General features: G+C 35.4%; 14 protein-coding genes. 11 read left to right on the top strand and 3 right to left on the bottom strand.

The annotated features are described in order from the left end of the window. Window positions 1-4: 4 nt before the first annotated feature. A complete protein-coding gene (locus FHR29_RS12080) occupies window positions 5-1,774 on the top strand; it encodes a RagB/SusD family nutrient uptake outer membrane protein (RefSeq protein WP_183914923.1) in 1,770 nt (589 codons plus the stop codon). Window positions 1,775-2,123: 349 nt separating this feature from the next. Continuing rightward, complete coding sequence (locus FHR29_RS12075) at window positions 2,124-3,074, top strand: HAMP domain-containing sensor histidine kinase (protein WP_183914920.1); 951 nt, start codon at window positions 2,124-2,126, stop codon at window positions 3,072-3,074. Window positions 3,075-3,101: 27 nt separating this feature from the next. Here the strand turns inward: FHR29_RS12075 and FHR29_RS12070 are convergent, their stop codons facing one another. Beyond that, entirely contained in the window at window positions 3,102-3,671 is a 570-nt protein-coding gene (locus tag FHR29_RS12070; RefSeq protein WP_132771089.1) for a hypothetical protein, read from the bottom strand. A gap of 276 nt (window positions 3,672-3,947) precedes the next feature. Between FHR29_RS12070 and FHR29_RS12065 the strand changes: the two genes are divergently transcribed. Then, window positions 3,948-5,110 (top strand): IS3 family transposase gene (locus tag FHR29_RS12065; protein ID WP_260291990.1). Its coding sequence is split into 2 segments (ribosomal slippage): window positions 3,948-4,200 and window positions 4,200-5,110, totalling 1,164 coding nucleotides; the frame shifts between segments, so codons are not numbered across the junction. A 95-nt stretch (window positions 5,111-5,205) separates the two neighbouring features. Continuing rightward, the gene (locus FHR29_RS12060; RefSeq protein ID WP_156169556.1) at window positions 5,206-5,373 is read left to right on the top strand and encodes a hypothetical protein; all 168 of its coding nucleotides are present in this window, start codon (window positions 5,206-5,208) and stop codon (window positions 5,371-5,373) included. Between the two features lie 123 nt (window positions 5,374-5,496). Here the strand turns inward: FHR29_RS12060 and FHR29_RS12055 are convergent, their stop codons facing one another. Next, the gene (locus FHR29_RS12055) at window positions 5,497-6,357 is read right to left on the bottom strand and encodes an RNA polymerase sigma factor RpoD/SigA (protein WP_021189489.1); all 861 of its coding nucleotides are present in this window, start codon (window positions 6,355-6,357) and stop codon (window positions 5,497-5,499) included. Window positions 6,358-6,731: 374 nt separating this feature from the next. Between FHR29_RS12055 and FHR29_RS12050 the strand changes: the two genes are divergently transcribed. Next, window positions 6,732-6,974, top strand: coding sequence for a helix-turn-helix transcriptional regulator (locus FHR29_RS12050; RefSeq protein ID WP_021189490.1), 243 nt, complete (start codon window positions 6,732-6,734; stop codon window positions 6,972-6,974). On the opposite strand, the gene fmt is transcribed toward FHR29_RS12050, so the two are convergent. Beyond that, window positions 6,971-7,888, bottom strand: coding sequence for a methionyl-tRNA formyltransferase (gene fmt, locus FHR29_RS12045; RefSeq protein ID WP_183914918.1), 918 nt, complete (start codon window positions 7,886-7,888; stop codon window positions 6,971-6,973). The genes FHR29_RS12050 and fmt overlap by 4 nt on opposite strands. A 113-nt stretch (window positions 7,889-8,001) precedes the next feature. Here fmt and FHR29_RS12040 point away from each other — a divergent pair, with 113 nt between their 5' ends. The 6 genes from FHR29_RS12040 to FHR29_RS12015 all read left to right on the top strand — a co-directional run bounded on the left by FHR29_RS12040 (window position 8,002) and on the right by FHR29_RS12015 (window position 15,293). After that, on the top strand, window positions 8,002-9,222 hold the full coding sequence (locus tag FHR29_RS12040; protein WP_132845460.1) for an ABC transporter permease: 1,221 nt from the start codon (window positions 8,002-8,004) through the stop codon (window positions 9,220-9,222). A gap of 112 nt (window positions 9,223-9,334) precedes the next feature. Next, window positions 9,335-11,464 (top strand): cation:proton antiporter, encoded by a 2,130-nt coding sequence (locus FHR29_RS12035; protein ID WP_132845462.1) that lies wholly within the window; start codon window positions 9,335-9,337, stop codon window positions 11,462-11,464. 8 nt (window positions 11,465-11,472) lie between these two features. Then, entirely contained in the window at window positions 11,473-12,735 is a 1,263-nt protein-coding gene (icd, locus tag FHR29_RS12030) for an NADP-dependent isocitrate dehydrogenase (RefSeq protein ID WP_021189493.1), read from the top strand. A gap of 66 nt (window positions 12,736-12,801) precedes the next feature. Then, entirely contained in the window at window positions 12,802-13,059 is a 258-nt protein-coding gene (locus FHR29_RS12025; RefSeq protein WP_183914916.1) for a hypothetical protein, read from the top strand. 203 nt (window positions 13,060-13,262) lie between these two features. Further along, window positions 13,263-14,330 (top strand): 3-phosphoserine/phosphohydroxythreonine transaminase, encoded by a 1,068-nt coding sequence (gene serC, locus FHR29_RS12020; RefSeq protein WP_132771094.1) that lies wholly within the window; start codon window positions 13,263-13,265, stop codon window positions 14,328-14,330. A gap of 15 nt (window positions 14,331-14,345) precedes the next feature. Continuing rightward, window positions 14,346-15,293: a D-2-hydroxyacid dehydrogenase gene (locus tag FHR29_RS12015; RefSeq protein WP_021189495.1), complete on the top strand. Its 948-nt coding sequence runs from the start codon at window positions 14,346-14,348 to the stop codon at window positions 15,291-15,293. Window positions 15,294-15,403 lie beyond the last annotated feature (110 nt).

Raw genomic sequence — 15,403 nt, 5'->3', positions numbered from 1 at the left:
AACTATGAAAACGATATTTTATACCCTAATAGCACTTTTAGTTACAGTAGCGTCTTGTAAAAATGTGTTAGATATTGAAGATCTTAATTCACTTGACGAAAGCAAGGTATGGAACGATCCGAATCTTGTGAATGCCTATATAACGAATCTTTATCCCATGTTTGGAAATTGGAATGCTTCAGCGGATGCCAATTCAGAGCAGCTAATGGGCATATCTTTTCCTTTGGATGCTATCACAGTTAACAATGCCGCTTATAAATCTTGGGATTATACCACTATCCGTAGAATTAATACTGCAATTCAAAAAGTAACCGAAAGTGCAGGATTAAATGCAGATGTAAAAAATGCTGTTCTTGGGCAAGCTTTATTTATGAGAGCATATATGTATTTTAATATGGTTCGATATCATGGTGGTGTACCCTATATTACTGTACCGCAGGATTTGGAGAAAGATGATTTAGAAACACCTCGTAACACAACGAAGGAATGTTTTGATTTAATGATAAAAGATCTAGATCAGGCAATTGCCTTATTGCCACCTATGATTGCCAAAAGTTCAGGAGATTATGGTAGAATCGATGGGAATTTTGCACTATCTTTTAAAGCTAAGGTTTTATTGTACAAGGCTTCCCCTCAATTTAATCCAACTAACCCTTATAATAATGTGTATTGGGCAGAAGCACATGCTGCAAATAAAGCTGCCTATGATAAGTTAAAGGCTGATGGATATAATTTGACTCCAGACTATGCTAACATTGCTTTGCAGGAGAAGGGATCTGAAGTTGTTTTTGCTGTTATCAATTCGTATCCGAATAAAGTGGCGAGTTGGGATAATGGAGTGCGTCCGGGTTCTGAAAGTAGAGGCGCAGCAGGTGCAGTTCCAACATGGGATTTTGTCAAGTCATTTCCCATGAAAGATGGTAAGGCTTTCTCAGATCCGACAGGTAAATATTTTAAAACGAATGAGCAGTTTTTACAATCTTATTGGGAAAATAGAGATCCTCGGTTCGACAAATCTATTGTATGGAATGGCAAGATCTACGAAGTTTCTGGGAAATCAGGGAAACGTCAATATACCTCTGTGGGTATAGCCGCAGATCTGGATAACTTTGGTATTAATCCTAAGGCTAAAACACCATCAGAAAATCTGAATCGATATAGTGGATTTTTTATACTTAAAAATTCAAAGTTATCGCTGAAGCAAACAGAAGTAGAAACTCAATATGATGTGGATTTTGTACTGATGAGATTTGCGGAGGTTATGATCAACTATGCTGAAACTGCAAACGAAACCGGGGATTTTAATACCGCATTAACCATTCTAAAACAGATCAGGATGCGTGCAGGTATTGAAGCAGGAAGTGACGGAAATTACGGTATTACCGCTATTGACCGTACTCAGATGAGAGATGCAATTTTGGCAGAACGGAATATTGAGTTTTGTTTTGAAGGACACCGTTTCTGGGATCTGAGAAGAACTCGAAAATTGAATATACTTAATAATACGACCAAATATGGTGTAGAGGCTATTGCTATTCTTAGTAATGGAGCTGAAATGGATTTGGATGAGGCTGCAAATCTTGCCAAAACTTATCAGCTTAAGGAAAATCAGTTTAAATACAGTGTTTTACAAGTTCCAAATACGGGAAATAAAGTAAATCTTGTACCCGATACTTATTACTTTTTTCCATTAGCTCAATCTGTGATTGATAAAAATCCTAAAATATCACAGAATAAGGATTGGGGTGGAACTTTTAATCCGACACTAGAATAATATGAAGTCTTATCATATGCTTGGCGATAGTAAAAATAAATATTCATTATAGTACTTTAAAAAAAGTAATTACTGTCGAGAACTCGAATTTATTAATGTACCACCTCAAAGGTCTTCTGTATAAATACAGAAGACCTTTCGTATTTTTTATTGAATTCATGCTATTTAAGAAATTGTTATAGATATTGAAGCATACTTGGAACTCAAAAATACTTATATTTACTTGTTAGGTATTTTTAGATTTTTTAAAAAAACCACAAAACATCTATCTTTTGTAAAAGTGCTTCATGTAATGGTATTTTTATTGATCAATTATTTGAACATGAAAGATATTAGGGTGTGAGAAATTATGGAAAGTCAAACAATTATTACAATTCTGATAACCGGGATTATTGTGAGTAAAATTATTATCGGATTTTTACTCTATGAATTGATTCGGAAAAATCGCATTTTAAAGCGGGAAAAAGTCAAACTTTTAGGTACTAATATAGCACTCGAAGAGCAGGCTGATCAAATTAAAAAGTATAATGAAGAATTGAAGGCTTCCGAACTTTTTAAGATCAAGGTATTGTCAATTGCTTCACACGATTTAAGAACTCCTTTTATTTCAATGAGTATGTTGTTGAATACCGTTGACTTATCGCTTATGTCAAAACTTGATATGGAACAAGTTTTAATGCAATTAGGATCAGAACTCTCTCATTCACAAAATATGTTGGATGAGGTGCTTTTATGGGCAGAATCTCAGCTCCGTGATAACTTAGAAAACAAGGAAACGTTTAATATTTCTCAACAGATTCAGCATGTCTTGTTGTTATTTCAAAAAGATTTAATGTCAAATAATATTTCTTTAGAAGAGAGTCTTCCTAAAGATGTTTATTTGTATATGAGCAGGGATATATTTTCTTTTGTCATTAGGAACATTGTTAGTAATGCCGTCAAGTTTTGTAAATATGCCGGTAAAATTACTTTAGGGGTTTCGGAGATCAAAGGAGATGAATTGTTGTTATATATAGAAAATGAAGGAATAAATATGCCAGAATCGACTGTTGAAAAGCTTAATAATAGAAACAGTTGGGATCATAGAAAAGCTGTTAATGGTACAGGGGCAGGACTTGGGGTTTCATTATGTAAGGATCTTCTCCAACGGGTAGGAGGTAAAATTTATTTTGAAAACATCAGTAATGTTGGGACGATTGTTTTTATTTCTTTTCCAATACACACGATTACTGCTCTTGATGATGAAATTATAAATAAAGAAAATAGCAACTTTATGAATGGTTTTAAAGAACAAAATTAGGTTTGATTCTTTCCTGTTTTTATTCGTTTAATTTATTTTTTGTGATCCAATAATTATTTTTAGTTCAGAAATAGAGTCATTTATTTTTTGTACTCCAGCAGTAATGTAATTATTCTTGCTGTAGGCTTCATACAAATCTATGCTGTTTAATAAAGAATCTTTGACGAAAATTCGATCACGTTCCTTTGATGGAAATTTTGGAAATAGGCCATTTGCAAATTTAACTTTTGAAAAATTTGAAATTTCATATTTTTCGAAAGTATGATTAGCATTCTGCTTATCCTCACCTTCATTTTGTTGAGAGAAAATAAATTTTAAACCAAGCTGTTCATTTGTAAAACAAATTTTCTGTTCATAATCGTCATCTTTAGAAAATTCTATACTATCGTATTCACTATAAGAGAATAAAGAATCTCTTTCAAATTCTATGTTTTTTGATGATGCAAATACAATAAAATCTTCAATTGTGGATTTCTCAAATTCAAGGTCTAATACAGACCAATCTTTTTTAATGGTTATTATCTTAGATGCGGTAGTTTCCTTTGAACAACTGTATAAAAAAATAGATATTATAAAAAGGATAACTGCTTGTTGCATATTTGCTTTTATTGTTAAAATTGTCTGTTTTATATTTTATAAAGATCGTGCTAATTTATAATTTAAAAATCCCTGATTTCAGTTATATATGCTATCTATTTCTTGAAGAATTTATAAATAATAAAAAGTAAAATAAAGCAATATGAATTTGATCATATCGATCAATTTAAAAAGTTGGGAGAATTATCTTTAATCGGATAATTTTTTAAATTACTATGTAATCTACCCTTAAAATAGCTACGATAGTAATTGTAGTAAATTTAATAATTTAGGGTAATGAGAAAAAGTAAATTTAGCGAGTCACAAATCATCAAGATTCTCTCGCATCAAGAGTCAGGTCAGTCTGTTACTGAGATCTGTCGTGAGTACGGTATTAGTCAGGGTACCTTTTATTCTTGGAAGAGTAAATATTCCGGAATGGAAGTTTCTCAGCTTAAGCAAATGAAGGATATGGAGCGAGAGTTGGCGCAGTACAAGAAAATAGTTGCAGAACTCACACTTCAAAATACTGTTTTAAAAGATGTCATAGAAAAAAAGCTTTAGGGCCTGTCGAGAAGCGAGAGATCGTAGGTTATGCCCTTGAATATTTCGGGATGAGCCTTCGTCAGGCCTGTTCATCGTTTAATATTAGCACTTCCGTTTATCGTTATGTCGCTAAGCGAAAGGATGATACTGAAGTCATCGATCAACTCTCTATCCTTGCAGAACTGCATCGAACTTGGGGTTTTTGGATGATGTACCATCGACTGCGCAAGTTGCAATACATGTGGAATCATAAACGTGTTTATAGGATATATACTGCTATGCGACTAAATATGAGGAACAAACGCAAGAAACGTTTGCCGACACGTGTAAAAGCACCATTATTATGTCCTATTGGGCCAAATATCACTTGGAGCTTAGACTTTATGCAGGACACTTTAGCCTGTGGCAAAACAATTCGTACATTGAACGTCATCGATGATTTTAGTAGAGAGGCACTTTCGATAACTGTTGATACCAGTCTTCCTGCACAACGAGTGGTTAGAGAATTGGATAAATTGGTTGAATGGAGAGGAAAGCCTGAAAAGATCCGATCAGATAATGGGCCGGAATTTATTGCAATAGTAATACAGCAGTGGTGTGAAAAAAATAACGTGCAATGGGAATTTATTCAGCCTGGAAAACCAACTCAGAATAGTTTAATTGAGCGATTCAATCGAACATTTAGACAGGATGTGCTAGATTATTTTATGTTTGATAATCTTTCTGAGGTTAGAAAATATGCAAATGCATGGGCTTGGATGTACAATAATATAAGACCGCATTCGTCATTGGGACAATTGACTCCGATAGAATTCCTATTGAAATATGGAAAACTCTCCGAGTTTCCCACATTCCAACAGGATAGCAATAGCAAATCTCATTGGAATTTTTTAGTTTTGGGTGTAGCTAGTTAGGGTAAGATTACAACTATATCGTGTTCTATGGGCTGGGATGTCTGCAAAAGTATATTTGGCACGTTATTAGTCTTTTATAATAAAACGTAATTATTATGAGAAAGATTTGTTTAGTATTGCCCCTTATTTGTATGGTATTTTTAACCTCATGTTATACAACGAGAACTGCTGGAAATAGCGGTAAAGTACCTCCTGGACAAGCCAAGAAAGCTGTTGGAGCAAAATCTGCGAAACCATTTGCACCTGGTCAAAGAAATAAGTAAATATGGTATAATTAAATAATGGTGTTCAGTACGTTTACAGTGAGTAGCAATGACTGTGTTAGTCTAATAGAACAAAAAATGCGCAGTTTTTGGCTGCGCATCTAAGAAATACTGTTAATACTATTAACCTAAATAAGATTTTAAGATCTTGCTACGAGATGTATGACGTAAGCGTTGTAAAGCTTTGTCTTTGATCTGGCGGACACGTTCGCGGGTAAGATTGAATTTTTCACCGATTTCTTCTAAGGATAACTGGTGGTTTGATCCAAGTCCGAAAAATAATACAATTATTTCTCTTTCACGCTCTGTCAGCGTTGACAGTGAACGTCTGATTTCCTCAGATAAAGATTCATCGATAAGGGAACTATCTGTATCTGGATCATGATTCTCTAATACGTCTAATAGGGTATTTTCTTCTCCTTGCACGAATGGTGCGTCCATAGAGACATGTCTTCCAGAGTTACTTAATGTATCCGAAACTTTATCGACTGTTGTTTCAAGGATGTCTGCTAATTCTTCTGGTGAAGGCTCGCGTTCATACTCTTGTTCTAATTTAGAGAATGCTTTACTAATTTTACTTAATGAACCGACCTGGTTCAAAGGTAAACGCACAATACGAGATTGCTCTGCAATAGCTTGAAGGATTGATTGACGAATCCACCATACCGCATACGAGATAAATTTAAAACCTTTTGTTTCGTCAAAACGCTTAGCTGCTTTTATTAAGCCCAAGTTACCTTCGTTGATTAAATCACCTAAGGTTAATCCTTGATTCTGATATTGTTTTGCTACAGATACGACGAAACGCAAGTTGGTTTTAGTCAATTTCTCCAAGGCAACTTGGTCACCTTCGCGAATACGTTGTGCTAATTCAACTTCTTCTTCTGCTGTAATTAAGTCTACTTTACCAATTTCGTGTAAGTACTTGTCTAACGACTGTGACTCACGATTGGTAATCGATTGTGTAATTTTGAGCTGTCTCATTAATTATATTAATACCTTTCTTCTCTGAAATGTTTGCAAAAATACAAAATAAAAACGAATTATTTTAATATTTGTTGTTGATATGTGATTATATCTTGTTGATTATGAGGAATTTTATTTACTTTATAACGCAACAAAAATTATTCCAAAATGACTGAATTCGGTCATAATAGTGTTTGAACTTCTAAATAAATATGTAATCATTTGGTAATGAATGCGCTTTGCTTGTGTAACGGAATTGCGACTAAGAATAGTATAGAAAAACTAAATTTCTAAAAAAAAATGATACATTTGATTCTACAAGAAATTAAATTTTCGATGACCAAAACTTTTTTATGAAATACATGTTTTTCAATAAACATATAATTTTGATTATGCCAATTATTATACATTTAGACAAAGTAATGCGCGATCGCAAAATGTCATTGAATGAGCTTAGTGCTAGGGTAGGCATCACACTGTCAAACCTTTCGATTATTAAAAATCAAAAAGCCAAAGCATTGCGTTTGGATACTTTGGCTTCTATCTGTCATGCATTGCATTGCCAGCCAGCAGATATCATGGAATATGTCGCGGATACGGCTGAGGTAACGAAAGAGGAGGAGCAAAGCGACTAAAAGCGGTATCCTCTTAAGAAGTCAATGATTTCCATTTTTTTCTTACCTTCAATCTGTAATTGCTTTACGCTGATATAGCCGTTATTGCCTGCAAATTTAAGATAAGTTTTTCCATCCGTTTTATAATCTCCCTGTGCAATATCTGGGGTTGCATATTCTTTGGATACTGCATATAGTTTTAATACTTTATTATCTAGGCTGGTAAAGGCTGCTGGATAGGGGCTTAGGCCACGAATCAAGTTATAAATGCTGTCGACATCCTTTTTCCAGTCAATTTGGCAGTTTTCTTTAAATATTTTAGGTGCATGTTTTAATTCACTTTCCGCTAATAAGTTGCTCTGTGCTTTTGGTGTAAGTGTATTTTTTTTTAAACCTGCTATAGTTTTGAGCAGTATTTCAGCTCCTGTATGCATCAGTTTATCATGCAAAATTCCGGCATTGTCATCTGGTGCAATTGTAACTTCTTTAGATAGTAAAATACTTCCTGTATCAATTTCATGTTGCAATAAAAATGTGGATACTCCAGTAACTTCTTCCCCGTTGATGATGGCATGGTTAATTGGTGCTGCGCCACGATACTGAGGTAATAACGATGCATGGACATTGATCGTGCCGTAAGGAGGCATTTTCCAGACAGCTTCTGGTAGCATTCGGAATGCTACGACTACTTGTAAATCTGCTTGGTAAGATCGCAATTCTTCTAGAAAATCAGCATCCTTTAATTTGACAGGTTGTAATACGGGTATATTATGAGCTTCAGCATATACTTTGACTGCAGATTGATGAAGTTTTTGTCCTCGACCTGCTGGTTTGTCAGGTGCTGTTATGACAGCTACAATATTTTCACCAGATTGCACAAGTGCATCTAATGAAGCGACGGCAAAGTCCGGGGTTCCCATGAATATGATGCGCATAATAGACTATGTTTTTGTTGTTTTAATACTGAGATGATGGAAACAACAGGAATAAAATAGGCTGCTTCACATTTTTTTTTAACTTTGCGAAGTTACATAAATAATTTAAAAGCTTGAATTTTCCATACTTTTTAGCCAAGAGAATCACTTTTTTAGGAAAAAGAACTTTTTCCAAATTGATTGTGCGCATTACTATAGGAGCAATAGCTCTGGCAATTGCTGCAATTATTCTCTCTGTTGGTGTATTGCGAGGATTCAAATCGGAAATTACAGCCAAACAGCGTGGTTTTTTTGGTGATATCATGGTCTTGCGATACGATCTGAACAATTCCTATGAAAACTCACCCATTGCTTTAGATTCTATACAGTGGGATTCGGTTAAAAATCATCCAAATGTAGTTAGTGTAAATTCTTTTGCTACAAAACCTGGGATTATCAATGTTAACGATGAGGTGGAGGGAGTTTTATTAAAGGGTGTTGATATCAGCTATGATCAAAATTATTTAAAAAAGATATTGGTCGAGGGTGATACATTAAATCTAAAACAAAAAGATGGACCTGGAGAACAAATTTTGATATCTAAGTATCTTGCCAATAGGTTGATGCTAAAGGTTGGTGATGATTTTATTATGTATTTCGTTCAACAGCCTATTCGTAAGCGAAAATTTGAGATTAAAGGAATTTATAACTCAGGTTCTGAAGAATTGGATAAGGTTTATGTAATAGGGTCTTTAGATTTAATTCGTAAACTTAATAATTTAGATAGTACAGCTGTGGGGGGGTATGAGGTTCGTATTCAAGATTTTTCAAAGCTACAACAAACAACTGATGAGCTTGATGATCTGGTCCCAATGGATATGCATGCTATAAGCATCCGTGAACAGGTGCCAGATATCTTTCAATGGCTAGATCTTCTGGACATGAATACTACTATTATTTTTATATTAGTGACTTTAGTTGCTATCATCAATATGGTCTCGGCTTTGCTGATTACTATTTTAGAGCGTACCTCTATGATCGGTATTTTAAAAGCACTTGGTTTTCATAATAATGGAGTTCGTCGTGTTTTTATGTATAATGCGCTCTATTTAATTGGTTTAGGTTTATTGTTGGGTAATTTTATAGGATTGGGTTTATATTTCTTTCAAGATTATACTCATTTTTTCAAATTAGATGAGCAAACCTATTACATCTCTTATGTAGCTGTCAAGTTGTTTTGGACGGATATCATTTTAATCAATGTTTCGCTACTAATTATTGGAATGTTAGCTTTGTTTATCCCTTCTCTATTGATCACTAAAATCAGCCCAATTCGCGCGATTTCTTTCAAATAAATAAGTGCTTTAATTGTAGTTCCGAAATAAATATTTTACTTTTAGAAGTTTGATAAGGGGATTTCTGCCAGAAATCTTACTCAAATGTATACTAGATTTAGCTTATATATTTATGAATAGAAACGTATTAGATCACTTATCGCATGCTTTCGAAGCACCTTTAAAAAGTCCAGTACTCATTTTCGCGCTCGTCTTATTTATCATTTTATTATCGCCCATTTTATTACGTTCAATTAAAGTTCCGGGCATTATAGGTTTGATTATTTCTGGTGTTGTCATTGGTCCGCATGGACTGAACTGGTTGGAGAAAAACTCTGCAGTGGACCTTTTCTCTACGATAGGTTTGCTTTATATTATGTTTATAGCTGGTCTGGAACTGGATATGAATGAGTTTAAAAAAACCAAGCATAAGAGTTTATGGTTCGGTTTTTTCACGTTTATTATTCCTATTGCTATCGGTTTCCCGGTCTGTTTTTATCTTTTGGATTATGGTATTTTAGCCAGCATTTTGATTTCCAGTATGTTTGCTACTCATACATTGGTTTCTTATCCGATTGTAAATAGTTATGGTATTTCTAAAAATGAAGCTGTAGCTATCACTATAGGTGGAACTATATTAACGGACACTGCTGTTCTGATTATTTTGGCAGTAATCACCGGAGCTTCTCAAGGGAATATCGGACAGGAATTTTGGGTTACTTTAGGTGTATCTTTCGCAATTTTCCTTTTTATCATGTTTGGTGTCATTCCTCGCATTGCGAAATGGTTTTTCGAACGTATTGAAAGTGAAAAAACTTCGCATTATATTTTTATTTTATCAATTGTTTTCTTTGCCGCATTCTTGTCTGAAATCGCGGGGCTTGAACCAATTATTGGTGCTTTCGTTGCAGGGTTAGCGTTGAATAAGTTAATACCGCATTCGTCCGCCCTGATGAATCGTATTGAGTTTATTGGAAACGCGATCTTTATTCCGTTTTTCTTAATAAGCGTAGGTATGATCGTGGATGTCAGTGTGCTGCTGCGCGGACCGGAAGCTTTAATTGTTGCGGCAACATTAACAGTTGTTGCCATCTTGGGTAAATGGGGAGCCGCATGGATGACCCAATTGGTTTTTAAGTATAGCTCAGGGCAGCGAAATGTTATTTTTGGTTTGAGTAGTTCACACGCCGCAGCAACTCTTGCTGTGATCATGGTCGGGTATAAAAATGAGATTATCGATGAAAATGTGTTGAATGGTACAATCTTATTGATTTTGGTAACCTGTATTGTTGCAACTATTGTGACAGAAGGGGCATCGAAAAAAATAGTAATGGATGGAGATCAGGACGAAAGCCATATCAATATTGTGAAGGAACATGATGAACATATTCTGATACCATTAGCAAATATGGAGAACATGAAACCGCTTTTGGATTTTGCTACATTGATGCGAAGCAAAAAATCACATTATCCAATAAGTATTGTTTCCGTCGTTAAGGATAATGAGCAAGCGGAAAAGAATATGGCAATAGCGCGTAAAAATTTGGATAATATTGTAAAATATGCCTCTGGTAGTGAAACCGAAGTAAGTATTGCTACTACGATTGATTATAATATTCCTAGTGGAATTAGCCGTAGTGCAAAAGAGGTGATGGCTGACTGTATTCTATTAGGATGGCCAAGTGCAAGTAATTTTGTCGATAAAATTGTTGGTGAGAAGTCTGAAAGTATTTTAAACCGTACTTCTGCAAATGTTATGATGTGTCAATTTAAGAAGCCTTTTATTACACATAATAAAATTATTGTATTCGTACCACCTTTGGCCCAATCCGAATTCGGATTTGAATATTGGGTAGAGAAAGTGCTTAAATTAGGACAGGAGCTTACAATTTCGGTCACTTTTGTGTGTGATAAACGTACTGAAGAGGCCACTAAAATATTTCTGGAAGAAATTAAAAATTCAGTTCCTGTTAATTTTAAGATCTATGATGATTGGGATCATATGCAGGGGTTAAAGTCATTTAGAGAGGATAATGCATTTTTATTTTATGTTTCATCGCGTTATGGTGAGGTATCTTACCGTGATTCTTTAGACGGTTTGGCAAAGAAATTGGAACGTATTCATCAGAATGAAAATGTGGTCCTTGTATTTCCGAGTCGGGTGGACAATCAACATATTGATGAATATGAAGATGTGCAAGCGGCTCCGATCTTCAGAAAGATTAGTAAAGAAATTGGAAACATGTTCAATAAAGATAAATAAACTGAACTATGGCAAGTAAAATAACAAAGTCTCTGGATGGACCGCTACAGGTGCCTGATCAGCCTATCATTCCATTTATTATTGGCGACGGTATAGGCCCTGACATTTGGCGTGCTTCGGTTCGGGTTTTTGATCGTGCGGTAGAAGTTGCGTATGGGGGTAAAAGGAAAATTGAATGGAAAGAGGTACTGGCTGGAGAGAAGGCATTTGATGAAACTGGAGCATGGTTGCCAGAAGAGACACTTGATGTACTGAAAGAATATCTAGTGGGTATTAAAGGACCGTTAACAACGCCGATAGGGGGGGGTATCCGTTCTCTAAATGTGGCCTTGCGTAAGGAATTAGATTTGTTTGTTTGCCAACGTCCTACAAAGTGGTATGAGGGTGTTCCATCACCTGTTAAGCATCCGGAATATGTTAATATGGTTATTTTTCGTGAAAATACGGAAGATATTTATGCAGGTATTGAATTTGCGTCGGGTACAGCAGATGCTACTAAAATTCAAGATTTTCTTCGTACTCAACTTCATGTCGATTATAATTTTTCGAATGATACGGGGGTGGGAATTAAATTGGTTTCGGAAAGAGGTTCTAAACGGCTTGTACGTGCAGCTATTGAACATGCTTTAGCGCATAAATTACCTTCCGTGACTTTGGTTCATAAAGGCAATATTATGAAGTTTACAGAGGGGGCTTTTAAAAATTGGGGTTATGAATTAGCCGAGACAGAATTTGCTAAGGAAACATATACCTGGGGTCAATGGGAACGGACTAAAGCGGAGAAAGGGGATGCTGCAGCTAATGCTGAGCAACAGGAAGCCCTGGCTGCTGGTAAACTGTTGATCAAAGATGTCATTGCAGATAATTTTCTGCAACAGATTTTACTAAATCCGCGTGATTATTCTGTTATTGCTACATTGAATTTGAATGGCGATTATATTTCAGATGCCCTTGCTGCTATTGTTGGGGGTATTGGTATTGCTCCTGGGGCAAATATCAATTATAATACTGGGCATGCTGTCTTTGAGGCGACGCATGGAACCGCACCCCGGTTTGCAAATACCGATACAATGAATCCTTCTTCGGTAATTTTAAGTGGTGTGATGATGTTCGAATATATGGGATGGCAAGAAGTGGCGGATGCTATAGTTAAAGCATTGAGCGAAACAATTAAAGCCAAAACTGTAACAGTTGATTTTTATAATTTAATGGAAGATGCAACGCTCGTGAAAACAAGTGAATTTGCGGATCGTATGATCGAAAAGTTATAATAGCTATTTTGAATATGCTAGATAAAGCTGACCTTTGAATTTTATTTAAAGGTCAGCTTTTTTTATATGCAATTTTCAGATTTACCACCGTTTGTTAAAGTTTCTTCTGTATTTACAGAGGAAGAATTACAGCAGTTACTTCGTGTTGAACAATTACCAGATGATATTGAGATTGATACTATCCGTGACGAACCAGAGATTTTCGATCTCCTTAATGCATTTATTGGTGATGAAAATAGTCGTTTGACACATTTACAGCTTTATGCACAGATGTTATTAAAAAGAGGAGAGGTTGAGCAAGCGTGGAAAGTGATCTTATTATAGGTTAGACATAATATCATTTTTAATGTTTTTTCAAGTATTTTATGTTATCTTTTTATCATTTCGGTGTTACTTTTTTCTAAATTTCATTAATATTGATTTTTTGTTGAAATTTAAGTAAGAAAACTTGTACCTTTGATCTTCGGAAAGCAAACGATTGCTTAGTCGAACCGTAGAAAAGTATAAAAAAAACAAACTATATATCGATGAAACATAATTTTGGAGCAGGTCCTTGCATTCTGCCAAAGGAAGTTTTTCAAGAAGCTTCACAAGCTGTAATTGATTTTAATAATACTGGTTTATCCATCTTAGAAATTTCGCATCGATCCAAAGAATTCGAAGCAGTTTTGGATGAAGCAACTAAATTGGTTCGCGAATTGTTAAATGTGCCGCAAGGATATTCTATTTTGTTCCTACAGGGAGGTGCAAGTTTACAATTTGCAATGGTAGCGTTAAACTTGTTGCCTGAAAATGGTAAAGCAGCTTACTTGGATACTGGTGTATGGGCTTCAAAAGCAATTAAAGAAGCAAAGAAGATTGGAAATGTAGAGGTAGTTGCATCATCGAGCGATAAAAATTACACCTATATTCCAAAGCAATATACTGTTCCTGCTGATGCAGCTTATTTTCATTATACGTCAAATAATACAATTTACGGAACTGAAGTATTTGATGTTCCAGCATCAAGTGCGCCAATTGTCGTTGATATGTCTTCGGATATTTTGAGCCGTGAGATTAATGTGAGTGATTTTGATCTTATCTATGCGGGAGCACAAAAAAATATGGGTCCTGCAGGCGCTACTTTAGTAATCGTTAAAGATGAAATTTTAGGTAAAACGGGACGTGTTATTCCATCTATTTTGGATTACACTGCACATATTTCGGCAGATTCAATGTACAATACGCCGCCTGTTTTCTCCATCTTTGTATCTCTTCTTAACCTACGCTGGTTGAAAGCAAAAGGTGGTGTAGCGGTTATTGAACAAGAGAATATTATTAAGGCACGTACGTTGTATGATGAAATTGATCGTAACCCATTCTTCAAAGGAACTGCTGCCGTAGAAGATCGTTCTCGTATGAATGTTACTTTTGTCATGGATTCTGCAGAATTAGAGGCTGAGTTCTTGGCTTTAGCTAAAGAACGTGAACTGATCGGTATTAAAGGTCATCGTTCAGTTGGTGGTTTTAGAGCATCAATCTATAATGCATTGTCGATAACAAGCATCAATGCTATGGTAGATGCAATGAAAGAGTTTGAAGAATTGAAAAAATAAAATCGAAATTATATCATGAGAATATTAGCAAATGATGGTATCGATCCAGCTGGAAAACAACTTTTGGAGGATGCCGGATTTGAAGTAGATACAAATCATATTCCGCAGGAAGAATTAGCGGAAAAATTACAAGCTTACGATGCCATTACGGTACGTAGTGCAACGAAAGTTAGACAAGCCTTAATTGATGTTTGTCCAAACCTAAAAGTGATCGGACGTGGTGGCGTCGGCATGGATAATATTGATGTCGACTACGCACGCTCCAAAGGAATAGCGGTGTTGAATACACCAGCTGCTTCTTCCTTATCAGTTGCAGAATTGGTATTTGCTCATTTATTAAATGGAGTACGTTTCCTTTATGATTCAAACCGTCAAATGCCTTTATCTGGGGAGAGTAAGTTTGGTGCTTTGAAAAAAGCGTATGCAGGCGGAACTGAACTGAGAGGGAAAACATTGGGTGTGGTTGGTTTTGGACGTATTGGACGTGAGACAGCGAAGATTGGATTAGGTCTTGGGATGGATATTGTGTATTATGATCTAGCTGATGGGCCTAAAACTTTAACTTTATCCCTGACTCAAGGATTTGAGGTGGAATTACCAGTAGATCAAGTGTCAATGGAAGATTTATTGAAAACTTCTGACTTTATTACTTTACATGTTCCTTTCTTAGATAAGCCAGCAATAGGTAAAGCTGAATTTGCATTGTTGAAAGATCAAGTTGGTTTAGTTAATGCTGCCCGTGGTGGTGTAATTGATGAACTTGCTTTAATTGAAGCCTTGGATTCTGGTAAGGTAGCTTTTGCGGGATTAGATGTCTTTGACAATGAGCCTACTCCGAGATTGGAGATTTTGAAACATCCAAAAATTTCTTTGACACCACATATTGGTGCCGCAACAAATGAAGCGCAAGAACGTATCGGTGTTGAATTGGCACAATTGATTATCGAGAATCTTAAGAAGTAATCTTCCGCATAATGAAATGATGCGGCACAAAAACATTATGTATTTGTGCCGCATTTTTTTGCAAAAAAACTAAGTAATTGCCTATATTCACGGCAAAATTTAAATATAAT

Origin of the sequence: Sphingobacterium sp. JUb56 (assembly GCF_014191365.1) — a bacterium.
Taxonomy (GTDB): Bacteria; Bacteroidota; Bacteroidia; order Sphingobacteriales; family Sphingobacteriaceae; genus Sphingobacterium; species Sphingobacterium anhuiense.
Note: the sequence above shows the minus strand (reverse complement) of the source record. Positions and strands in the feature narration are given on the sequence as shown.

What these genes read in the sequence shown, in the direction of transcription:
- FHR29_RS12080 (WP_183914923.1), top strand. Translation starts at nt 5, where the DNA reads ATGAAAACGATATTTTATACCCTAATAGCACTTTTAGTTACAGTAGCG.
- FHR29_RS12075 (WP_183914920.1), top strand. Translation starts at nt 2,124, where the DNA reads ATGGAAAGTCAAACAATTATTACAATTCTGATAACCGGGATTATTGTG.
- FHR29_RS12070 (WP_132771089.1), bottom strand. Translation starts at nt 3,671, where the DNA reads ATGCAACAAGCAGTTATCCTTTTTATAATATCTATTTTTTTATACAGT.
- FHR29_RS12060 (WP_156169556.1), top strand. Translation starts at nt 5,206, where the DNA reads ATGAGAAAGATTTGTTTAGTATTGCCCCTTATTTGTATGGTATTTTTA.
- FHR29_RS12055 (WP_021189489.1), bottom strand. Translation starts at nt 6,357, where the DNA reads ATGAGACAGCTCAAAATTACACAATCGATTACCAATCGTGAGTCACAG.
- FHR29_RS12050 (WP_021189490.1), top strand. Translation starts at nt 6,732, where the DNA reads ATGCCAATTATTATACATTTAGACAAAGTAATGCGCGATCGCAAAATG.
- fmt (WP_183914918.1), bottom strand. Translation starts at nt 7,888, where the DNA reads ATGCGCATCATATTCATGGGAACCCCGGACTTTGCCGTCGCTTCATTA.
- FHR29_RS12035 (WP_132845462.1), top strand. Translation starts at nt 9,335, where the DNA reads ATGAATAGAAACGTATTAGATCACTTATCGCATGCTTTCGAAGCACCT.
- icd (WP_021189493.1), top strand. Translation starts at nt 11,473, where the DNA reads ATGGCAAGTAAAATAACAAAGTCTCTGGATGGACCGCTACAGGTGCCT.
- FHR29_RS12025 (WP_183914916.1), top strand. Translation starts at nt 12,802, where the DNA reads ATGCAATTTTCAGATTTACCACCGTTTGTTAAAGTTTCTTCTGTATTT.
- serC (WP_132771094.1), top strand. Translation starts at nt 13,263, where the DNA reads ATGAAACATAATTTTGGAGCAGGTCCTTGCATTCTGCCAAAGGAAGTT.
- FHR29_RS12015 (WP_021189495.1), top strand. Translation starts at nt 14,346, where the DNA reads ATGAGAATATTAGCAAATGATGGTATCGATCCAGCTGGAAAACAACTT.